This is a genomic window from Xanthobacter sp. ZOL 2024 (assembly GCF_052932325.1).
The window spans coordinates 3,764,208-3,785,315 of the sequence record NZ_CM128808.1 but is presented as its reverse complement, the minus strand read 5'-3'; the positions used below and the strand labels follow the sequence as shown (position 1 = coordinate 3,785,315).

General features: G+C 65.1%; 16 protein-coding genes and 1 pseudogene. 6 read left to right on the top strand and 11 right to left on the bottom strand.

The genetic code is table 11. The features are described 5' to 3' along the window. Positions 1–5: 5 nt before the first annotated feature. From ACU4E7_RS17285 to ACU4E7_RS17265, 5 genes are all read left to right on the top strand, one after another. Positions 6–4,529, top strand: a complete 4,524-nt coding sequence (locus ACU4E7_RS17285; protein WP_447019609.1) for a hypothetical protein — start codon at positions 6–8, stop codon at positions 4,527–4,529. A gap of 139 nt (positions 4,530–4,668) precedes the next feature. After that, positions 4,669–5,316 carry a DUF433 domain-containing protein gene (locus ACU4E7_RS17280; RefSeq protein WP_447019608.1) on the top strand — a complete coding sequence of 216 codons (648 nt, stop codon included), beginning with the start codon at positions 4,669–4,671 and terminating at the stop codon, positions 5,314–5,316. After that, a complete protein-coding gene (locus ACU4E7_RS17275) occupies positions 5,313–5,702 on the top strand; it encodes a DUF5615 family PIN-like protein (RefSeq protein WP_447019607.1) in 390 nt (129 codons plus the stop codon). Before ACU4E7_RS17280 ends, ACU4E7_RS17275 begins: the two co-directional genes overlap by 4 nt. Beyond that, positions 5,689–10,821: a hypothetical protein gene (locus ACU4E7_RS17270; protein WP_447019606.1), complete on the top strand. Its 5,133-nt coding sequence runs from the start codon at positions 5,689–5,691 to the stop codon at positions 10,819–10,821. The genes ACU4E7_RS17275 and ACU4E7_RS17270 overlap by 14 nt, the downstream gene beginning before the upstream one ends. 60 nt (positions 10,822–10,881) lie before the next feature. Further along, complete coding sequence (locus ACU4E7_RS17265) at positions 10,882–11,778, top strand: hypothetical protein (RefSeq protein WP_447019605.1); 897 nt, start codon at positions 10,882–10,884, stop codon at positions 11,776–11,778. A gap of 169 nt (positions 11,779–11,947) precedes the next feature. On the opposite strand, the gene ACU4E7_RS17260 is transcribed toward ACU4E7_RS17265, so the two are convergent. From ACU4E7_RS17260 to ACU4E7_RS17250, 3 genes are read right to left on the bottom strand one after another with little or no spacing between them, the layout of a single operon-like run. Continuing rightward, positions 11,948–12,916, bottom strand: a complete 969-nt coding sequence (locus ACU4E7_RS17260) for a DUF5677 domain-containing protein (protein ID WP_447019604.1) — start codon at positions 12,914–12,916, stop codon at positions 11,948–11,950. A 42-nt stretch (positions 12,917–12,958) separates the two neighbouring features. After that, complete coding sequence (locus tag ACU4E7_RS17255; protein ID WP_447019603.1) at positions 12,959–13,384, bottom strand: type II toxin-antitoxin system VapC family toxin; 426 nt, start codon at positions 13,382–13,384, stop codon at positions 12,959–12,961. Then, positions 13,384–13,626: a type II toxin-antitoxin system Phd/YefM family antitoxin gene (locus ACU4E7_RS17250; protein ID WP_037068778.1), complete on the bottom strand. Its 243-nt coding sequence runs from the start codon at positions 13,624–13,626 to the stop codon at positions 13,384–13,386. Before ACU4E7_RS17250 ends, ACU4E7_RS17255 begins: the two co-directional genes overlap by 1 nt. 70 nt (positions 13,627–13,696) lie before the next feature. Between ACU4E7_RS17250 and ACU4E7_RS17245 the strand changes: the two genes are divergently transcribed. Continuing rightward, on the top strand, positions 13,697–14,887 hold the full coding sequence (locus ACU4E7_RS17245) for a hypothetical protein (protein WP_447019602.1): 1,191 nt from the start codon (positions 13,697–13,699) through the stop codon (positions 14,885–14,887). A 26-nt stretch (positions 14,888–14,913) separates the two neighbouring features. Here ACU4E7_RS17245 and ACU4E7_RS17240 read toward each other — a convergent pair whose 3' ends face one another. From ACU4E7_RS17240 to ACU4E7_RS17205, 8 genes and pseudogenes are all read right to left on the bottom strand, one after another. Continuing rightward, positions 14,914–15,537 (bottom strand): DUF6088 family protein, encoded by a 624-nt coding sequence (locus tag ACU4E7_RS17240; RefSeq protein WP_447019601.1) that lies wholly within the window; start codon positions 15,535–15,537, stop codon positions 14,914–14,916. Between the two features lie 105 nt (positions 15,538–15,642). Further along, complete coding sequence (locus ACU4E7_RS17235; protein WP_447019600.1) at positions 15,643–16,014, bottom strand: helix-turn-helix transcriptional regulator; 372 nt, start codon at positions 16,012–16,014, stop codon at positions 15,643–15,645. A 285-nt stretch (positions 16,015–16,299) separates the two neighbouring features. Next, positions 16,300–16,764: pseudogene (locus ACU4E7_RS17230) on the bottom strand (conjugal transfer protein TrbE); the annotation flags it as partial. Positions 16,765–16,778: 14 nt separating this feature from the next. After that, the gene (locus ACU4E7_RS17225) at positions 16,779–17,057 is read right to left on the bottom strand and encodes a VirB3 family type IV secretion system protein (protein WP_447019599.1); all 279 of its coding nucleotides are present in this window, start codon (positions 17,055–17,057) and stop codon (positions 16,779–16,781) included. Beyond that, positions 17,057–17,389, bottom strand: coding sequence for a TrbC/VirB2 family protein (locus ACU4E7_RS17220; RefSeq protein ID WP_447019598.1), 333 nt, complete (start codon positions 17,387–17,389; stop codon positions 17,057–17,059). Before ACU4E7_RS17220 ends, ACU4E7_RS17225 begins: the two co-directional genes overlap by 1 nt. Beyond that, complete coding sequence (gene trbB, locus ACU4E7_RS17215; RefSeq protein ID WP_447019597.1) at positions 17,386–18,381, bottom strand: P-type conjugative transfer ATPase TrbB; 996 nt, start codon at positions 18,379–18,381, stop codon at positions 17,386–17,388. The genes ACU4E7_RS17220 and trbB overlap by 4 nt, the downstream gene beginning before the upstream one ends. Positions 18,382–18,523: 142 nt before the next feature. Beyond that, positions 18,524–18,988, bottom strand: coding sequence for a ribbon-helix-helix domain-containing protein (locus ACU4E7_RS17210; RefSeq protein WP_447019596.1), 465 nt, complete (start codon positions 18,986–18,988; stop codon positions 18,524–18,526). A gap of 10 nt (positions 18,989–18,998) precedes the next feature. Next, positions 18,999–20,981, bottom strand: a complete 1,983-nt coding sequence (locus ACU4E7_RS17205) for a conjugal transfer protein TraG (RefSeq protein WP_447019595.1) — start codon at positions 20,979–20,981, stop codon at positions 18,999–19,001. Between the last annotated feature and the right edge of the window lie 127 nt (positions 20,982–21,108).

Sequence of the window (21,108 nt, the reverse complement as noted above, 5' to 3'; positions counted from 1 at the left end):
GCTCTATGCCATCACCAACAATCGATTTCCGCGGCATCCGCCCGCATCACGGGAGCCAGCACGGCGGTTTCGAGGAGCTTGTCTGTCAGCTCGCCGCTCTCGACACGGACGTCGGGACGCCCTTCACCCGCAAGGGTGCCGGTGCCGACGCCGGCCTGGAGTGCTACCGGATCGAACCCGGCGGTTCGGAGACGGGGTGGCAGGCCAAGTACTTCTTCGAGCTTGGGTCCAGCGAGGCCGGGCAACTCAAAGAGTCCTTCGACAATGCGGTCGACAAACATCCAGCGCTCGCGCGCTTCATAGTCTGTCTCCCGTTTGACCTGTCCGATGGGCGCGTAGGTAGACAGAAGTCCGAGCGAGACAGATGGGACGATTGGGTGCAGGCCCGGCAGGCTTCGATACATCCCCGCGTCGTCAACATCGAATTGTGGGGAGGCTTTCAGCTGACGGAGAGGCTGTCACGGAACGACCCCCTTCATACCGGCCGCCGCGTCTACTGGTTCGACATCCCACACTTCAGCGTCGAATGGATGAGGGGTCGGTTCGAGATCACCCGGGCGGCGCTCGGTCGACGCTACTCCCCCGAACTGAACGTCGAGCTCCCCATCCGCCGGAGCTTAGCGGCCTTCGCGCGCGACCCCAACTTCACACGTTTGCTCCTTGACCTGGCGGACGACTTGGACGAGGCGCACCACCGCTCGCTCCACGATATAGGTGCCGTACTCAGCCCGTCGCATGCCGACACGGTCGACTCGCTTCGTGATTGCGTCGCTGCGGTCTCCTCGTCCATCCGGACGGCTCCGCTCGGCCCTACTGATCCACTTCCGATATCCAGGTGGCGCGAGGCGTTCTCGGCCGCGACTGCAGCGCTTAGCCGCTGCTCGGCGATCATGTGGGACCTCCGCGGCAAGTCGGGCGGCGATCAAGAAGCGGTGCGCAAGGGCATCTACTTCGCCGGGCACCTCTATGAGGCGCTCAACCGCGCGATGGAGGAGATTAAGGCGCCCGGGCTTGAACTCGCCAACACGCGCCGATTGCTGCTGACCGGCGAGGCGGGCGTTGGCAAATCGCATCTGCTCGCCGACGTCGCGAAAGATCATCTAGAACGCGGTTATCCAGCCGTGCTCACCCTCGGCGGGGCCTTCGGCGATGCCGAACCCTGGCGCCAAGTCGCCGACCAGCTAGGGCTTACCGGCACAACGCCGGATGCGATCCTGGGGGCGCTCGACGCCGCCGGCGAGGCTGCCGGTGTACGCGCGCTGATCATGGTCGACGCCCTCAACGAGCGAAATGGGGTTGTGGTCTGGTCCGAGCGGCTGGCAGCTTTCCTCGCCACCGCCGATCGCTTCCGCCACGTGGCCGTGTTGGTCTCCTGCCGTACGACGTTCGTGCCGTACGTTCTGGGCGAGCTCGACGATGCCGCGCTCCCCAGGATCGTGCACCCTGGCTTCGCTGGAAAAGCGGCTGAAGCTGCGCGGCGCTACCTCGATCAGCGCGGCATCGTGCGTATGGCCGCCCCGCATTTCGCGCCGGAGTTCGAGAACCCGCTCTTCCTGCGCACCTGCTGCGATCTGTTGGAGCGCCGCAGCGAACGCGAGCTGCCGCGGGGCATCGAGGGCCTATCGAGCCTCTTCAACTTCTACTTCGGCGCGGTAATCGAAACGCTGAACCGCCGGATGGGCTTGGCTCCGCGGTTGAAGCTTGTCGAGTCCGGGCTCGAGGCACTGACGGAAGCGATGGTCGAAGCGGGCGTCGGATACCTTCCCATCGACACGGCCAACGCAATCCTTGAGGCCGCTCACCCCTCCGGCGGGCGCGCCGACCAGAGCCTCTTCTTCCAGCTCGAGCATGAGGGCGTGCTGGCGGTCGAGCCAGTGCAAGAGAAGGGCGCGACGGTGGAGATGGTCCGCTTCACGTTCGAGCGACTTAGCGACCATCGCATCGCCCAACGCCTGCTCGACATCCACGTGGAGGCGGGGGACCCCAAGCCCGCCTTCGCCGTCGGAGGTCCGCTGGCGCCCTACGTGATCGGGTCCCGCGCCGTCCGCCACGCAGGTATCGCCGAAGCTCTCGCCGTCCAGCTGCCCGAGCGGTACGGCACTGAGCTGATCGACGCCGTTCAGGACGAGGCCGCGCGATGGGACCTCGTTAACGGCTTTCAGCTCAGTCTCCGCTGCCGTCGTCAGGATGTCTTCACCGAGCGGACTTTGAAGCTGGTCGAGGAGTGGGCCGACGCGATCGGCGGCGACGCGGTGCTGGAGACCTTGCTCGCTGTCGCCACTGAGCCGGACAACCGCTTCAACGCGGACCATCTTGATCGCTGGCTCCGGCCGCTGGCGATGCCAGAGCGTGACGTACAGTGGTCGATCCGGATCGCGAGCCTCGCCGAGGAGGACGATGGCGCCATTCAGACGCTGATCGAGTGGACCCTCGCCAACGGGCTTGAGGCGATCGATCCCGAGCGAGCGCGCCTTGCGGCCGTGACTCTTGCGTGGCTCACCAGCGTCAGCCATCGCTGGATCCGCGACATGGCGACGAAGGCGCTCGCGACGCTCCTGATCGACCGGCGCGGTCCTGCGGCCGCACTCATCTCTCAATTCGCCGATGTCGACGACGCTTACGTCGTCGACCGCGTTCTCGCCGCAGCATATGGCGCCGCGACTCGGCGCTCCGGGATCGACGGCTTGCCCGAGCTTGCCCGGGCGGCTTTTGCGGCCGTGTTCTCGCGCGATCCACTGCCCACTCACGCGTTGGTGCGCGACCACGCGCGCGGCATCGTGGAACTCGCCGCCAGCCGAGGAGCCCTGCCTTCCGACGTACCGCTTGGTACCGTGCGACCGCCCTATCCACGCGCAGTGCCACTCGAGGAGATCGGGGAGGAGGCGCTGAAGAGCTACGTGGAAGACTATGGTGGGAGCCTGTTCCGCGACGAGATATGCAGCTCGGCGGTCAAAGATGGGGATTTCGCCAGGTACGAGATCGATCCCCTCGGCAATCACTTTCTTCGACTTTCCCGCGAAGAGCACGGCCGCTCGATGGAGGAGATCTACGAGGAATGGCACAAACGCGCGATCACGCCTTCGCCCGAGTGCCAGGCGGCGCTCGACCGGGTGATCGAGGTTGCGGGCCGGCTGAGCAGCATGCCCCATGACTTCGACCTATGGGACCGCAAGCGGGGCGACCAGCAGTTCGAGGCACGCCGTGCGGTGGAGGCCGAGCGCGAGGCCGCCATTGGCGACCTTGAGAGTCTGCTATCCGCGACCGAGCTTCATGAGTTTCGGATCCGCGCGGCTGGATATTTGCGCGGGCGCATGTGGGACGACGACGCGCCGGCATGGCATCCAACCTACGCCGGCGAGCCCGCTCGCCATTGGGTTGCTTGGCGCGCCCATGAGCTCGGTTGGACACCCGACCGCTTCTCCGAATTTGATAGAAGAGTGCCGAGCCACGGACGCATGGAGCACCGGATCGAGCGGATCGGCAAGAAGTACCAGTGGATCGCGTTCCACGAACTGACCGGACGGCTCTCCGACATCGCTCTCGTGGGCGGCCGCTTTCAGGGCGATCCTGAACTTTACCGCGGACCGTGGCAGGTCGGCACACGCGAGATGGATCCGACCATACTCGTTACGCGCACAAAGCAACGTGACTCCGACCGGCAAGGTCCGACTTGGTGGTCACCCCACGCGTCCCGTTGGCGCGAGGACCCGCCGCTGGCGCGCGTTGCCTGGATGGAGGACGAAACGCGCGATCTGCCTGACCCCGCACGCCAGATCGACGTCGCCGATTCAGAGGGGCGTCGCTGGCTGGTGCTCGACACGAGTGTGGGGCGAAATCAATGGGTCGTCGTCGAGGGCGAGCGGGTGATCCACCGCATGACTTGGCATAAGGTAAAATCGATGCTGGTCGCGCGGGACGATGTCGACCGCTTGGAACGTCTCCTCGCACGGTCGGAGCAGGATCGAGATCATCCGCCCGAGATCGAAATGCCGCACGGCGGTTACCTTGGAGAATACCCCTGGCACCCAGCCTTCGCGACCGTAGATGGTCAATGGAGCCTGGGGCGACGTGGCGCCGTTGAAGTTCAGGCCACCGTCGCCGATTGGTATGTCGAGCGTTCCGGCCATGATTATTCGGTCGAAGATAGCTTCAACCTTACGGTTCCGGCGCCAGCCCTGGTGCACGGCCTCAAACTTCGCTTGGCGGAGGGTCGCTCTCTCGCCTACGCCATGACGGACGGGAACGTCCTTTTCAAAGACCCGTCAGCCGACGAGCCGGGCTTTAGCGCGGCGGTCGTTGATCGTGATGCGATGTGCGCGTTCCTCGATGCCGAAGGCCTGGAAATCGTGTGGACGTTCGCGGGCGAAAAGAGCGCCCACGGAGGGCTGCGTCACGGGAACGCATGGGGCGGGATGCTGGAATATTGGGGTTTGTACCGTCTGAAGAATGAGGCTGTCCAAGGTTCCCTGACCTTCAAGCGCCAAAATGCCAGGCCCGAGCAGCTGGCCGAACTGCTCGCTGGACCGTAGCAGGAAACCTGCCTCACAATTGCTTCTTGAGCCTCTGCCTTTCCGCCAGCTGCCCGACTTAGCGCGTGAGTTGGAGCGCTCGGGTGGCCCTTTGACGGAACCGGGAGGGCCATATATCATTCTTCATCAGGAGAATAATATGGCAAGCTTAGCGCGGCAGTACAGTCCGGCAGAGGCGGCGGCGATCAGTGGCGTCGCCGTCAAGGCGGTCCACAACGCAATCGACAAGCGAATCGTCGATGCACCGTCACCGGCCGGGACCAAGCGCGCCCGGCGGTCGCTCTCCGCCCAGGACGTGCTCCGCCTGAAGCTCTGGCACGAAGTCGGCGCGCTCCTCTCTCAGGAGAGGCGCCAGCGGCTCTTCGCTGAAATTGAGCAGCACCCGACCGCCAGACGCGTCAAGGCCGACGCGTTCGTGATCGTCGACGTCGAGGAAGCCCGCAAGCAGATCGCGAAGCGCGCACGCGACCTGGAGGCGGCGGAGGCGGCGGTGACGCGGAGCAGCAAAGTGATGGGCGGCGAGCCCGTGTTCAAGGGAACGCGCATCCCCGTCCGCTTGATCTCGTCTATGCTTGGTGAAGGCGTCAGCGAGGCGGAAATCCTCGATGGTTACCCCAAGCTCGAGGCACGCCACCTCGAGCTCGCGCGTCTCTGGACCGCAGCGCACCCGCGCCGGGGGCGCCCGAAAACCCTTGCTGACCGCGGCACGAGGGTCCGCTCCCAGTCGCGGGCGCCGCTCAAGCCCGATCCGGGGCCCACGATGGTGACCCGGCGCCCAAAGTCGTGAAATTCCTGATCGACGAATGCCTGCACACCTCACTTATCGGCGTCGCCGAGCAACGCGGGCATGAGTGCCAGCACGTGAACTGGCTAGGGCTTAGCGGTGAGGCCGACTGGGATATGATGCCGCGCATCGTCGACGGCGACTACACGTTCGTGACCAACAACGCGGCCGACTTCCGGCGCTTTTACGCCCAACGGGAGATCCACGCCGGCTTGGTCATCATCGTGCCGCAGGTCCAGCCGGCCCGCCAGCGTGCGCTTTTCGACGCTCTGCTCGACACGCTCCAGCCCGGCGAAGAGCTGGTCAACGAAGTCATCGAGATCAGCCTCGACGCCGACGAAGCGGTGTTCACCCGTTACGACCTGCCGCAGGCAGATGATGGCGACTAACGAGCCGAAGCGCGAACCGATCGCGGCGAGCCCGTCTGCGAGCGGCCCGGCAGGCGCCATCTTCGAGGGACAGGTCGGGGCGCATTATCTGCTGACCATGCTCGCCGAGGCCGATCCGCGCGGCCGGCCTGGCGTATTGGTCGAACGGGTCGAGCTTCAGCGCGCGGGGGAAGGGCACCCGCTCGACGACGTGATCGTGCGCGGCGTCACCAACACGGGCGCGCCTGCGGTACTCGAAGTCCAGGTGAAGCGGACCATCACGTTCGCGCCCGGCGACACGGTGTTCAAGGACGTCGTGACGCAGCTTGCCGCAGCGTATTCCAAGCTCGACCCAACGCATGATCGGCACCAGTTCGCCGTCGCGACCGAGCGCACGTCGTTCAAGATCACCGGGCCATATCAGGACGTGCTCCGCTGGGCTCGCGAGGTCGGTTCGGCCTCGACGTTCGCCGAGCGGATCAACCGCAAGAAGGTCGGCAACGACGATATGCGGTCGTTCGTCGCCACCGTTCGCGCACATCTCGCCGCGGCCAATTGCGCCAATGATGACGAAACCGTCTGGCAGGTCCTGCGCCGCTTCCAGATCCTCACGTTCGATTACGATGCTCCGGGCTCGCAGTCGGTCGAACTCGCTCTCGAGCGTGCCCGACACGTGCTCGCCCTGGATGACGTCGGCCGCGCAAGCGCTCTCTGGAAGGTGTTGACCGAAACGGCAATCCGCGTCGCCGCATCGGGCGGCGATCTCGATCGAGACCGACTCATCAATCAACTGGCCGAGGCGGACAACTTTCGTCTGCTCGGCACTCGCCGCAACAGGTTGCCGCGCGAGACGCTGTCAGAGGCGGCCCTACTTGCCGCCGCTGACCTGCGGCGATCCATCGCCGGGGCCACGCTGGCGCGCTCGGCGCGACTCGACGCCGTGCGAGCCGCGCGCGACGGAGGTCGCTACATCGAGATTCTCGGCGGGCCTGGCGTGGGCAAGTCGGGACTGCTCGGCCTCTTGGTGCAGCAGGTTCTGGCCGAAGGACGTGCCGTGGTGCTCACGCCGGAGCGGACGGTGGCCGGAGGATGGTTGGCGCTCAAGTCGACCCTCGGTGTCGATGGCAGCCCACAAGCGTTTCTCTCCGACCTGGCGAGCGACGGCGGAGCGGTCCTCTTCGTCGACAGCCTCGACTTCTTCGGCGACGCCGGCAAGCGCGCGACGGTCGTCGACCTCGTGCGGTCCGCGGCCGAGGTGCCGGGGTTCCAGGTGATCGCGACGGCCCGCACTGGTTTCGACAAGGAAGAGCCGAACTGGCTTCCCGCTGACGTGCTGAAAAAGCTCGGCCGTGCGCCCCCGGTCGTCGTGGAGGAGCTCGGGGCGGAGGAAATCGAGGAGCTTAAGGCGGCGGCTCCCGCGTTGCGCGCGCTCCTCGCCGACGACCATCCGGCACGCGCGATCGCCCGCAACCTCTTCCGCCTGTCCCGGCTGCTCGACGTGCAAGGATCGGCTGATGAGCTCCGGTCGGAAGTCGACCTGCTTGAGCGATGGTGGTCGACCGCCGACGGCGCACCCGAGGGCCGGCGCGATCGAGCCAGGCTGCTGAGTGACCTTTCGGACGCGGTGCTCGGGGGCGCCGAGCACGTCGAGACCCGCGCCGCACCGGCCGCGATCGATGCCCTGATCGCGAGCGAGAGCCTGCGCGAACTCGGCCTTGATCGGGTTGGGTTCAGGCACGACGTCTTGCGCGAATGGGGCATGGCGGTGCGCCTCTACGACGACCTCAGCAGGTTGGACCGCCTGCCGCTGACCCGACCGGCGTCGACGTCGCTAGCTCGCGGCGTGGAGCTCGGCGCCCGGCTAGCATTGGAACGCGCGCATGATGGCACGCCATGGCTGCATTTCCTCGATCGGGTCAGCCGCGCCGGCGCGCACGCTTCTTGGCGCCGCTTCGCGCTCCTCGCGATCCTCCGTTCCGAACTTGCGTTCCATCTCCTTGAGCGCGCGTCCGCGCCGCTGTTCGGCGGCGGTGGGGCGCTGCTGCGAGAACTGATCCGCACGGCGATCGCGGTCGAGTCGAGGCCGCTCGTCGAAATGCTGGCCGAGGCCGGCACCGACGTTCCATCGATCCCGGCCGAAATCTACGGCCCTGCAAATGGCTCCTGGGCCAGGTTGGTCCGCTGGCTATTGCTCCGACGAGCCGACCTCCCGCTGCAGGCGCTGCCCGACGTCGTCGAGCTTTTTCAGAGCCTGTCCTTATCGATGTTCGTCTCCGATCCGCTTACCCCGACGATGGCGACCGCGCTCGCGGACTGGCTAGACGAGATCGAGGCCGCCCGGGATCATCACCCGCTCGCTAAAGACCAGCCGCGGTTCGCGGCGGTATTCGGCCACCATGGTCTGTTCAAGCTCGCGGAAGACGTGCGACACGCATTCGCGTTCATGGCGGCGCGGGTGCCAGGCCGCGTCCGTGCGTATCTTCAGAGCGTTTTGAAGCGGCGCAATCCTAATCAGACCATCAAGGACATCATGAAGTTTCGGGGTGCGTTCGCGCAGGCAGCCCCGGGCGAACTGGCCGAGTTGACCCTTGTGGGGCTGATCGCAAAGCCCGACGACGACGAGCGGCACTACCATCGCCCCCGCCGGCGCGACATCTTCACGCATCTCGACACCGACTTCCTGCCGAGCTCGCCCGCACAGGGCCCGTTCTTGGATCTGCTCAACGCCGCTCCGGAGCATGGACTTTCGCTGGTTCGGCGCCTGGTCGATCACGCCGTCGCGGGGATGAGCGATGGCGAACCGGGCGACGACGGCCTGACGCTCGCGCTTCCGAGCGGACCGCGGTTCTTCCCTTGGCAGTATACCTACTATTGGTCGCGCAACGCGCAGGGCTGCTACGCGGTCGAGTCTGCCCTGATGGCGTTGGAGGCCTGGTCGCACGCCCGCATCGAGCGGGGCGACGCGCCGGATGAGGTGATCGCCGACATCTTGGGCCCGGACGGCTCGCCCGCTGCCTTCGTTATGGTCGCCGTCGACGTTCTGATTTCGCACTGGCCGAAGACGTTAGGCGCAATCGTGCCTTTCCTCGGATCGCCCGAGCTTCTGGTACTCGACCGCACGCGTCAGGTTCACGACTCAATGCCCGACACGGACCTGCTTGGCTGGGGCTCGGTCGGACCGAAGGAGCCACGCGGCCCGGTGAGCTTGGCCAGCCTTGAGGAGCGGTTGTCGCGCCAAATCCCGCTGGAGTACCTGCTCGGCCACTTCACCCATATCGAAGGTGCCGATCTCGATGGGCTCCGCCGGTTGCTCGACGCAGCGTCAGAGCGGCTAGGATCGCCCCAGCCCGACGACACCTTCGCCGAGCCAAGACTCATGGCCCGATATGCGCTCAATCTGACGGACAGGGCCAACTGGCAGCCGCAGAACGGCGGCGTGGCCTATGTCTCCCCGCCGGAAGAGACGCAGCACGTCGCCGACCTTCAGGCCAAGCGCGCGCCGCAGACTGCCGACTTCGGCATCGATGCGGCGATCCAAAACGCGTTGGAGAATGCTGAGCGATCGGGCCCGGAGCTTGCTGAGCAAGCCCTGCTCTACGCCAAGCGTCTTGAGGATACGGAGGAGCCTGAGGACACAATCGGATCCCGGACGAACGCGGTCGTGTCTGCGGCGATGATCGTCGCCCGCGACGGCGTCGACGCGTTATATGACGAGTACGAGCAATGGGTCCGCGACGTGTTCGCGAGCGCCTTCGACGGCACCGACCGCGACATGGCGAGGGGCATGCGGGATGGCATCCGCTTCAACCCCATCGCGATTGCGACGCTCGGCCTCATACACGTGTGGCGGCGGCGTCGCTCGGTCGCCGATCGCGACCTTCTGCTCGAGTTGGCCGGGCGCGAGTCGGCGGAGGCTGCGCAAGGTTTTGGTGCCGGCCTCGATGTCTTGAGAGAGATCGACCCGCGCCTCATCCCGGCCGCCTTGCGGTGCGCCCTGTCCGCTCAGATTCATCCCGACGCGCGCTGGGATGACGGGGAGGAAAAGAAAGCCGCCGGCCAAGCGCGGTACCGGGAGCGGGTAGGGCGCGCGATCGAGGCTGAGCGCGCCTGGCTCAACGGTGACGCTGGGCTGCCCGACTGGCCGCAGTTTCCGGCGCCTGTGCTTCACGTCAGGGAGGGCCTTCGCATCGGCGGAAGCCGCAAGGTCGACCGGCCGCGTGTCGCCGAGCGACCGCTTGACGAAGTCTACGCGCAAACTGCGGCTCTTTGGGTGCGGCAGTTGACACGGGACTCGGACCGGCAGCCGGCCGAGTGGATCGCCGCTTTCGTCGACGCGTTCGCGGACTGGACAGCCCGCGCGAACGGCGCAGGCTCCGAGCCGCGCGCCGAAATCGACCGCCGTCTCGACGAGTGGAACAACATCTTCTTTCGACTACTCGCCCGCTCGTTGACGGGGCGAGACCTCGAGCAGGCTGCGGCGAACGTGGCGAAGGCGATCGCCGTACCCGACGAGTCCTTCTTCGACATCGCCGAGAGCCTCGTACCCGCGCTCGACGAGCTCTACTTCAACGACCTCGGCCTCAGCTTGGAGGCGGCTTTGCAACTGCGGGGGCTCATCGCCGATCGGCTGATGGACAGCGCAGGCTGGCGACGCGAACGCGACAAGGCTGAACTCTCGGTCGAGATGCGGATCGGCCCGGCGATCGGAGTGATGTTCTTCACTCATTACAACGCGTTCAGCGCCGCGAAGTGCTACCTGCTGTCCAAAGGCGTCGACCGGGTTGAGCCCTTCTTTCCGCAGCTCACCCGGTTGATCGAGGAAGGACCGGTTCCGTTCACGGGTTTGTTGACGATGAGTCTGCTCGAGGTCTCGCGAAAGCCCGAGCACGCGGCCTTCTTCTTGAACAGCGCGCTGAATTGGCTCCGGCGGCAGCCGGATAACGTGCTGCTCTGGGTCGATGGTGGGCTCGGCGCACGCCTGGCGAAGTGGCTTGAGACCGCGACTGGGGCGGATCCGTCGCTTCGTTCAGCCGACCACCCCCTCCGAGCGCAGCTGGACGACGTTCTCGCGAGGCTGGTTCAGGTCGGCGTCGCCGAGGCTCACCGGGTCGAGATGTTGCTGGCATCACCGATCAGGTAGAGCTTTCGGCGACCGACCGTGCGCTGCGTCTTGGTCGGTCGGACATACTAAGGATGAGGGATGCCCAAGGTCGCCGATCGCGTTCTGATGTTCGTTCCGGAACGCTGGGGCGAGGTCGATCGGTTCCTGAACTTCTACCGCCACACTTACTGCTTCAACATCCGGGATCAGCGCGCCTTGTCAGGCGTGCGGGCGCACTTCCAGAAGGCGCTCCGCCTGATCAGCCTTGCGGAGAAGCTGAAGCCGAACCTGCAGATCGACCGCGACGAGCTCGAGGCGCAGGGCTTCACGGCCGCGGCCAACGCAGACGAGATCGCCACGGTCATAGAAGCGGCCATTCTGGAGATGTATTCGACCCTCGACTGCATGGTGAAGGTGATGCGCGCCGTCTACGGGCCATCAACCTCGGGCTTCAAAGAGTCGACGCGACGTGTGTTCCAATCGCCGCATTCGATTCAGGGCGCATTTCCCGAGCCAATCAAGGAGGCGATCGCCTCCGCTCGCTGGTACTTCCGCCTGCTCTACTTGAGGGATGAACTCACCCATCTGTCGACCGGTCGGGTACACAGCGACGCTGAGACGGGCCAGGTGAGGTACGATCATTATGGTCTCAAGGAAGGAGAGAAGCCGCTCACAATCGACGATATCTTCGGATGGCTCGCCGCGACCGTTTCAGACGTCAACGGCCTCGTTGGTCTCGTCTTCCATTACCTGAACGAGACGCTGAGCGATCGCGAGGTGTTCCAGCTCTGCGGCATGGTCGAAGGGCGCATGCTGCACAGATACGTAAGTCCCATTGGCGCGCTGACCTTCAACAGCGGGCGCTGCGGGGCGTGGATCTGGTTCGAGAAGCCGGACCTGCCGACCTGTCCGTTTCGCGAGTCCTGCGGAGCTTACCTCAACAAGGCGCCGGTACCCGACGACGCGCCACCAAGTTCCCTTCAACCGCCCACTTAGACGAATGTGCAACTGGCCGTTGGCTGCCGGACCGCCTTCGCACAGACTGCTTAGGTCCGCATACGGCCTAGGGTGGCCGGGCGTTCAGCCGCTCGGAACCGCAATCAGAAGGTGAATGAGCGGCCGATCTCGGGATTTACGTAAGAGGCGTGAACGTCTGGTTCTGGGTCTACCGCGTCGCGCGCTCCCTCCTGAGTTGCGCGCGGTGCGCGCGATCGAGCGCACGCTGTGCCTTATCTAGCTGGCGCAGGAGCTCGTCCCTTAGCTGCGCCAGGATTTGCCACTCGAGCATCCGGTCGAACCGTGTGGTGCCCGACGATAGAAGGGTCGTGACGAACACCAAGTCGTAGGCGGTGTTCCGCGCCGGATCTACGAAGCCCGCGTTGCTAGCGCCGGCCAGCGCCGTAGGGGTGCCACTGCCCTCAAGAAGGCCGAGCCGGAAGTCGATGCCTCGGGCTCCTGCGTGGACGTTGTAGCTGGCCATTCGGTAGTAGGACTGCATGGCGCCCTTACCCGCGGCGACTTCGAGATCGACCAGCCGTGGTTTTTTGAGCCCAAGGTGCTGTGCCGCCCAGCCATACTCCGATCCGAAGTTGTCGCCAAAGCGGTCGAGGCACGCCTGATATTCTCGCTCGGTCTCGGCGATGTCCCGTTTTGTCGGAGGCGCGTAGCCGAGCTGCTCGTGCGATAAGACGAACCGGTCCATAGCCCGTTTCGACTCAATGGCCGCGTGCGACCTGTATCGGACCGCCAGTTCCTCGCCGTGCTCCGCTAGAATCGTCGCGACGACGGTGATCTCATGAAGCGTCCGCCAACGGGCCATCGCGCCGTCCGCAAGACCGTTCTCCATCAGCGTGATGATCTCGAAAACCACCTGACAGGCCCTCGCGTGCAGGTGGAGCATGGTGTCGTTCAGCACAGGCTTGCGCTTAGCGCGCGACCGGCGGCGACCCTTGAGAACCGCACTGATGTTCTGATGCTTGTATTCGATCGAGCCGCGGGGCCGATCGATCACGGCCTGCAGCAGGCGGTTATGTTCGGCCTTGCTGTAGGGGCGCCCGGCGATATCGTCGCCAAGCATCGCGAAATAATCCGCGACGATCGCGTCGTTCTGTTCGTCGGACCAGTCACCGGCCATGGCAGCTCCCGAGCAAGCCCGCCAAGCTGGAAGAGGCCTGGATCATGCCAGCAACTGCGCCGGCACACCGAGTGCTGGCCCGGCCTCGGCAAGCCGCTGGTCGAGCGTATGCACTGTGGCGCCATGCTCCGATGCGACGGCAAGATGCAGCGCATCGCCGGCACGAAGCCCCAAGGTATGCTGATCGGCAAACCTCGCCGCCGCCCGAAACTGCCCGCCCGTCACGGGCAGCACCGTGAAGCTCTCGGCGACCAGCTTGTTGAACATGGCAAGCGCCGCCGCGCGCTGTTCGAGGCTGATCTGCCCGGTCCGTAGCTTGATCGCCATCGCGGACGACATCTCGGTGACGGTCCAGTCGCTGATCAGAAGCTGCGCCGCATCCTGTCCCGCCAGCCAGGCCTGAACGCGCGGCGTCATCGCTTCGTTGGAGAGCGCCGCAACGATCAGCGACGTGTCGAGATAGAGCATCAGTAGCGATCGCCATCCCGCATCGACCGCACGAGATCGGCGGCGCTTTGGGACTGCGGCGGCATCGCTGCCGTCAGCGACTGGAGCAGCGCGGCATCGATCGGCTTGCGGGGCCTTGCCACCGCTGTGAGCCGTGCAACCGGCTTGCCGCGACGGGTGATGTCGATCGAATCGCCCGCTTCGACCCGGTCGACCAACTCGCTCAGATGGGCTTTGGCGTCCGCAAGATTGATTGCGTCCATGTCACGCTCCTGACCATGTAGATGGTCATATAGCGTGCTGGGCTTAAGAATTCCAGCAGGAGGTTTGCCGATGCGGCATGTTCTCACCCGGCAGCAGCTTTATGACATGGTCTGGGAACGCGCCGTATCCAAGGTGGCGCCCGAGCTCGGTATCTCCGACGTGGCGTTGCGCAAGCAATGCGTGAAGCACGCCATCCCCTTACCGGACGCCACCTATTGGGGACGGCTGCATGCCGGGCGCCCGATCAAGCGTAAACCGCTGGGCGTTGCACCAAAAGGCGTGAGCGATCCCATCGTGATCGATGCACGCGCGAAGCCGCCGGCGCCCCCGCCGATCGAGGCGGCGATCGCAGCCGCCAGACAGCGGGTGGAAGCTGTCGCCTTACCGGAGAAGCTGCATCCGCTCGTCGCCAAGACACTTGTTGCAGCAAGGAAAGCCCAGCCGGATCGCAATGGCGCGATCACCGGTCTTGGCGGGGAGGTCTTTCGGATCCGCGTTCACCCCGATACGCTCGATCGTGTCGGCGCCTTCCTGAATGCGCTGGTCTACAATGCTCTGGCCCGTGGCCATCGGTTCGAAGCCGGACGCGAGGGCCTCGAGATGGTCGTCGACGAAGAACCGGTTGGCTTTGCCATCTATCAGACTATCCGCCGGTCACTCCATGTTGCCACAGAAGAGGAGACCTTTCGGCGAGAGCGCTGGGATGCTCGCCATCGCAATGATTGGGACAATTGGGATAAGCGCCCATCCATTCCCTATTACGATTTCACGCCAACCGGGGAGATGGCGATCGAGATCGCAGGCTGGTCTCGGTATGAAAACGCCCAGCGGCGGTTCGCCGATACCCGCGCGCGCAAGATCGACAGCCGGATCGATGAGATATTGGTCTCGTTTGCTGCATTTGCGGCCCGCAGGAAGGTAGAGCGGGCAGAAGCACAGAAACGGGCGCGGCTCGAAGAGATCGCTCGGCAGCGGCGCGCCGAAGAGGCACGGCTCGCCAAGCTCGAACAGCAGCGGGTGGAATATCTCGATCGCAAGCTCGCGCAGGCGGAGGAGCGAGATCGGCTACGGACGTTTCTGACGACGCTGCCCGCTGACCAAATCTCCGAGGAAGCATCCGCCATTCATGCGTTCATCGGATGGTCTCGGCAGCGGCTGGAGAAGATGGATGCCCAGCTGCAGCTTGCGACGATTGCCGCTGAGGTTTCGGAAATGGACGCCTTCGCGCCGGAGGGCGATGTCGACAGCCAAGAAGGATAGCACGGCGTCGGCTCAGGCAGCCGATTCTACCGAGGATCGATCTCAACTGCCGCGATCGTCAGCAACATCGGCCGCATCCAGGCCGGCGCCTGACGGACCGACGCGCTAAGCCTCTTCTTGTCGATCGCAGACAATGATCGAGCGGCGATCTGAACGACATCGTCAGCTCGCGCCGGACCTAGATGGCGAAGGGCCTGCACGATGGTGCCTGCTGCGCTTCCTGGCAGGATCAGATGTTTGGGCGAGGTATGGCGCAGATCAATCACACGCTTTCCCAGAACGATCCGCCGAGACGGTCCGTCGGTCAGATAGTCGCTCTGAGCCGGGACCTGGGGCGTCAGCCCGAGCAGATGGGCTGCGCGGGCGCCGGCGATCTGCACTTTCGATCCTGTCTCCCGTGCCAATGCGCGTGCGACGTGATCCGGGTCGGGGGAAAGTGATCCGAGCCTCGGATGTAGTTTGGGCAGATCGTAGAGGCCTCGCGCCAGACGGCGCAGCCTGCCCTTGCTTGCAAGGCGAGAGAGAGCCTGGTCGACAGCGGGGCGTTCGGCGAGGTCCAAGAAGTCGCTGGGCGTGAAAACGCTTCCTCGTCCGCTGGCCGAGGCACGCGCCAAGATCCGGTTGGGAGTTGAGGAGCTCGGCTGATCCATATGTCAGAGAATATGGTATCTTTTTCTGACATACAATGACGCCGCGGTTCGCCATCAGCGGAGGCGGATAGGACCACCGCATCCTGAGATGCGGTGGTCCCTGTATCAGCTCCCTGAGCCGTCTGTCGGTCTTACAGGCCGGGTTTTGCGCTGATGGACATCGGGTGCAGGCGCGATCTTAGCTCGGCCTTCAAGATAGGTCTGGCGGCGCTGCTCCAGCCACGCCTCGACCTCCTCCAGGTCCCACACCACGCATCGCGGCGTCAGATTGAAACGGCGAGGGAAGTCGCCGCGTTTCTCCATTTCGTAGATCGTGCTGTCGGCGAGCGGTACGATCAGTCGGAGTTCATGCCGTCGGATAGTTCGTGGCAGCCCAGTCAGCACGGTGGCGGGGCCGGAATAGCCCACCGGGTCTCTATCGTCGTCATCCTGATACGGCATCATCAGAACGCGCACGCGGCTTGGTTTCTTGGTCATGTTAATCCTCCGATGGTTGGAGGATTTCTGATGGAGGCCAAGACCTTGCCCGTTCGCGTAGGCACCGGATTGTGCCGACGCTGACGGTACTTTTTGCCGTGATCCGAGTCCGGGCGTCAGAGCTGGACAGCGCGCAAAGAGCCGATAGTAGTCGATAGATGGCTTGCCGAGGTCGACGAAAATTCCTTAACGATATCAGCAGTGTAAGTTTCTGACGGGTCCTGGGCCGGTAGTATTTGAGCGCAAAAATATTTTCTGCAATGAATTCAGTTGGTTGATATGGCCCCGAACAATCGAGTGGGGATCGACGCCGGTGCGCTCGCGGCCCTCATAGAGCCAGGTTTCGGCACGGGCGGCTTCCTCGGCCGGCGGCAGATAGAGGAAGGTCAGATAATAGCCCGACACGAAATGCGCGCCGGCTTCCTCGAAATCGGCCTTGCGCTCGGCGTCGAGCAGGCCGGACGCCGGATCGGGAAGCACGCTGTCAGGATAGGTCGCGGCCTCGTGGCGCTGCGCCTCGACGAAGATCGACCAGCCAGAGCCGAGACGGCGGAAGGCGTTGTTGATGCGGCCGGCGACGGCGACCAGCTCGGCGGCGACGGCGCTGTCGAGATCGGGACCGCGAAAGCGCGCCGTACGCTGGAAGCCGCCGTCCTTGTTGAGCACGACTCCTTCGGTCGCGAGCGCGACCCAGGGCAGATAGTCGGCAAGGCGCGAAGCCGAGCGACCATATTCGGCGAGGTTCATCATGGGGTGCGCCTCCTTCAGACCGCGAGATGGCCGGGGATGCGCAGATGGCGGCGCCCGACCTCGACGAAGAGCGGATCGCGCTTGGCCGCCCAGACCGCCGCGAAATGGCCGACGGCCCAGATGAGCAGCCCAACGAGCCAGAGGCGCAGGCCGAGGCCCACGGCCCCGGCCAGCGTCCCGTTGAGGATCGCGATAGAGCGCGGCGCGCCGCCGAGCAGAATGTGCTCGGTCAGCGCGCGGTGAACCGGGACGGTGAATCCCGGCACGTCCAGTTGCTCGAACGCGGCCGCCATCAGACGAGCGCCCCGCCGCCGAACGAGAAGAACGACAGGAAGAAGCTCGACGCCGCGAAGGCGATCGACAGGCCGAATACGATCTGGATCAGCTTGCGAAAGCCGCCCGAGGTGTCGCCGAAGGCGAGCGCCAGGCCGGTCGCGATGATGATGATGACCGCGACGATCTTGGCGACCGGGCCTTCGATCGACTGGAGGATTTTCTGGAGCGGCGCTTCCCACGGCATTGAGGAGCCGGAAGCGTGCGCCGCGGGCGCGAGGACGAGATTGACATAGGCGACGGCAGCGACGGTCGCGACGGTGCGGCGGATGCGCATGTGGATACGGATCATGAGGGTTCTCCTGTGCTGGTGGGGGTGGCCAAAGGGCTGGGGTGCGTGATGCGGTAGTCACCGTCCGGGCCGAGCCCTTCGACACGGGCGAGTTCGGTGAGCCGGCGCGCGGAGCCACGGCCGGAAAGGACGGCAACGAGGTCGATGGTCTCGGCGATCAGTGCGCGCGGGACGGTTACGACGGCTTCCTGGATGAGCTGTTCGAGCCGGCGCAGCGCGCCGATGCCGGTTCCGGCATGGATGGTGCCGATGCCGCCAGGATGGCCGGTGCCCCAGGCTTTCAGGAGGTCGAGCGCTTCGGCGCCGCGCACCTCGCCGACAGGGATGCGGTCAGGGCGCAGACGCAGCGATGAGCGCACGAGATCAGAGAGCGTCGCGACGCCATCCTTGGTCCGAATGGAGACGAGGTTGGGCGCTGCGCATTGCAGCTCGCGCGTGTCCTCGATGATGACGACGCGATCCTGCGTCTTCGCCACCTCCGCGAGTAGCGCGTTTGTCAAGGTGGTCTTGCCGGTGGAAGTGCCGCCCGCGACGAGGATGTTGGCGCGCGCCGCGACGGCTTCGCACAGCGTCGCGGCCTGATCGGCGGTCATGATCCCGGCGGCCACGTAGTCCGCGAGGGTGAAGACGGCGATGGCGGGCTTGCGGATGGCGAAGGCTGGCGATGCGACGACGGGGGGAAGCAAGCCCTCAAACCGCTCGCCGGTTTCGGGCAACTCGGCCGAGATGCGCGGGGATCGGGCGTGAACCTCCGCGCCGACATGGTGGGCGACCAGGCGCACGATGCGCTCGCCATCGGCGGACGACAGGATTTCGCCGGTGTCGGACAGTCCTTCGGAGAGCCGGTCGATCCAGATGCGCCCGTCAGGGTTCAGCATCACCTCGACGACGGCGGGGTCTTCCAGAAAGCGGGCGATGGCCGGGCCGAGCGCGGTGCGGAGCATTCGCGCACCGCGCTGGATCGCCTCCTGTTTCTGGTGAGAAGAAGTCATGCCGTCCCCAAGTTTTGAAGGGGACGCAACAGACAGTTCCCCGATCGGGGATTATTAAAAGAGCCCGAAATCTGGCCTGTTCAACAAGTATCGAGAGCCGTGCGGCGGTCGGCGGCTATCGGCGGCGAATAGGACGGGTCGGTTATTCTTGCGGCGCGCCGTTCGCCTCTTGCCGGTCTGCTGCCGGCCCATCGGGGATCGACTCGACGTCGCGCGAAAGCTCTTTCAGGAACCTGTCGCCGATTGCCAGACGGCGGCCGAGATTCTGCATGAAGCCCTCGAACCGCTCGGCGCCCTTGGCGCGTGCGGCGGCCTGTGCGTTCTCCGGCAAGGGCGGCGTGGAAGACAGCCAGATCAGGATGAAGAGCGAAAGGGTTTCACCGAGCACGGCGAGATCCTCGTCGAGCGTGTCGATCTGGCGGCCGAGCTTGTCGAGGCGGCGCGACATAGCCGCCTCCAGCTTCTCGGTCGTGTCGCCGGACAGGAAGGACGCGGTGGCGGCCTCGACGATGGCCGAGGCCGAGACCTTGCGGCGCATCGCCAGCGCGTCGACCTGTTTGAGCAAGGCGGGATCGAAATAGACATTCCTGCGGGTGCGGGTCGGCATGGCGTGATCCTTACAGTTCGATGCCGTCGCCGGGGTCGAGCGAGGCTTGCCGCGCGACCATCCGCATACGGCTGCGCATGGCGTTGGCCTTGGCGGCGTCGACATCGGGTTCGTTGTCCAGAAGCTCGAACTCCTGCGCGGGCGATGGCGGCGGGATGATATCTTCGTGCTCGGGCAATTCCGGCTCACGGCGAACGCCGGCATTGGCGGGGTCGCCGCCGTCGTCGCCCGCGTCGATCGCGCCCGTCTGGCCTGCGGCTGCGACGACGCGGTCCGACCAGTCGTCGGACGTGGCGGCGTTGGCGGAAGCCGCCATCAGCTCGGGCCGTGTGATGATACGCTCCTGCAAGCGTGCGTCCTCGAAATAGCGGGCCTTGGTGGCACGGATCGGCGGCGTGCCTGCGACCATGACGATTTCCTCGGAAGGCGGGAGCTGCATGATCTCGCCGGGCGTCATCAGCGGTCGCGTCGTCTCCTGCCGCGAGACCATCAGGTGGCCGAGCCAAGGCGAAAGCCGGTGTCCGGCATAGTTGGTGGAATCGCGCAGCTCGGTCGCCGTGCCGAGCGCATCGGACACGCGCTTGGCGGTGCGCTCGTCGTTGGTCGCGAAGCTCACGCGCACATGGCAGTTGTCGAGGATCGCATTGTTCGGCCCATAGGCGCGCTCGATCTGGTTGAGCGATTGGGCGATCAGGAAGCCCTTGAGCCCATAGCCCGCCATGAAAGCGAGCGCCGATTCAAAGAAGTCGAGCCGGCCCAGCGCCGGAAACTCATCGAGCATTAGGAGCAGCCGGTGGCGCTTTGTCGTCGCGGTCAGCTCCTCGGTCAGCCGGCGGCCGATCTGGTTGAGGATGAGGCGGATGAGCGGCTTGGTGCGGTTGATGTCGGACGGCGGCACGACGAGATAGAGGCTGACGGGCTTTCGACCGCCGACGAGATCGGCGATGCGCCAGTCGCAGCGCGCCGTAACGCGGGCGACGACCGGATCGCGGTAGAGGCCGAGAAACGACATGGCGGTCGAGAGCACGCCGGAGCGTTCGTTGTCGGATTTGTTCAGCAGCTCGCGCGCCGACGATGCGATGACGGGATGGACGCCGGCTTCGCCGAGATGCGGCGTGTCCATCATCGCGCGCAGGGTGGCTTCGACCGGGCGGCGCGGATCGGACAGGAAGTTGGCGACGCCCGCCAGCGTCTTGTCCGTCTCGGCGTAGAGGACGTGCAGGATCGCCCTGACAAGCAGGCTGTGGCTGGTCTTTTCCCAGTGGTTGCGCTTGTCGAGCGACCCTTCGGGATCGACCAGAATATCCGCGATGTTCTGCACGTCGCGGACTTCCCATTCGCCCTGATGGACTTCGAGCAGCGGATTGTAGGCCGACGATCGCGCATTGGTCGGATCGAACAGCAGCACGCGGCCGTGCCTGGCGCGAAAGCCCGCCGTCAGCGTCCAGTTCTCGCCCTTGATGTCGTGGACGATGGCCGATCCCGGCCAAGTCAACAGCGTCGGCACGACAAGGCCGACGCCTTTGCCGCTACGGGTCGGCGCGAAGCATAGGACGTGCTCCGGGCCGTCATGCCGGAGGTAGTCGCGGTCGTATCGGCCGAGCAGGACGCCATCGGGGTCGAGCAGGCCGGCGGCGCGAATTTCCTTGTCCTCGGCCCATCGCGCCGAACCGTAGGTCGCCACGTCGCGGCTCTCCCGCGCCCGGAGGATCGACATGAGGATCGCGGCGATGATGGCGATGATGCCGCCCGACGCGGCAATGATCGCGCCCTCGGTGAAGATTTCGGGCGCATAGGCGTCGTAGGAAAACCACCACCAAAAGAAGATGGGCGGATGGTAGATCGGCCAGCCCGCAATCTCGAACCACGGACTACCAAGCTGCGGCTGAAACCCCAACCGCCATGCTGTCCATTGCGTCGCCGCCCAGGTCGTCACCACCACGATGGCGAAGACGACGGCAATCTGACCCCAAAGTATTCGACCTCCACGCATAAAGGCTCCAATCGGCAAAATTGTTGGAGCCGATCAGAGAATGGGCGTTTTTGCGACTGGCAACAGGCAAGGACAGTCGTGAGGGTTGCCGGATACTATCGGCGGCAAATAGGGCGGGTCGCCGACG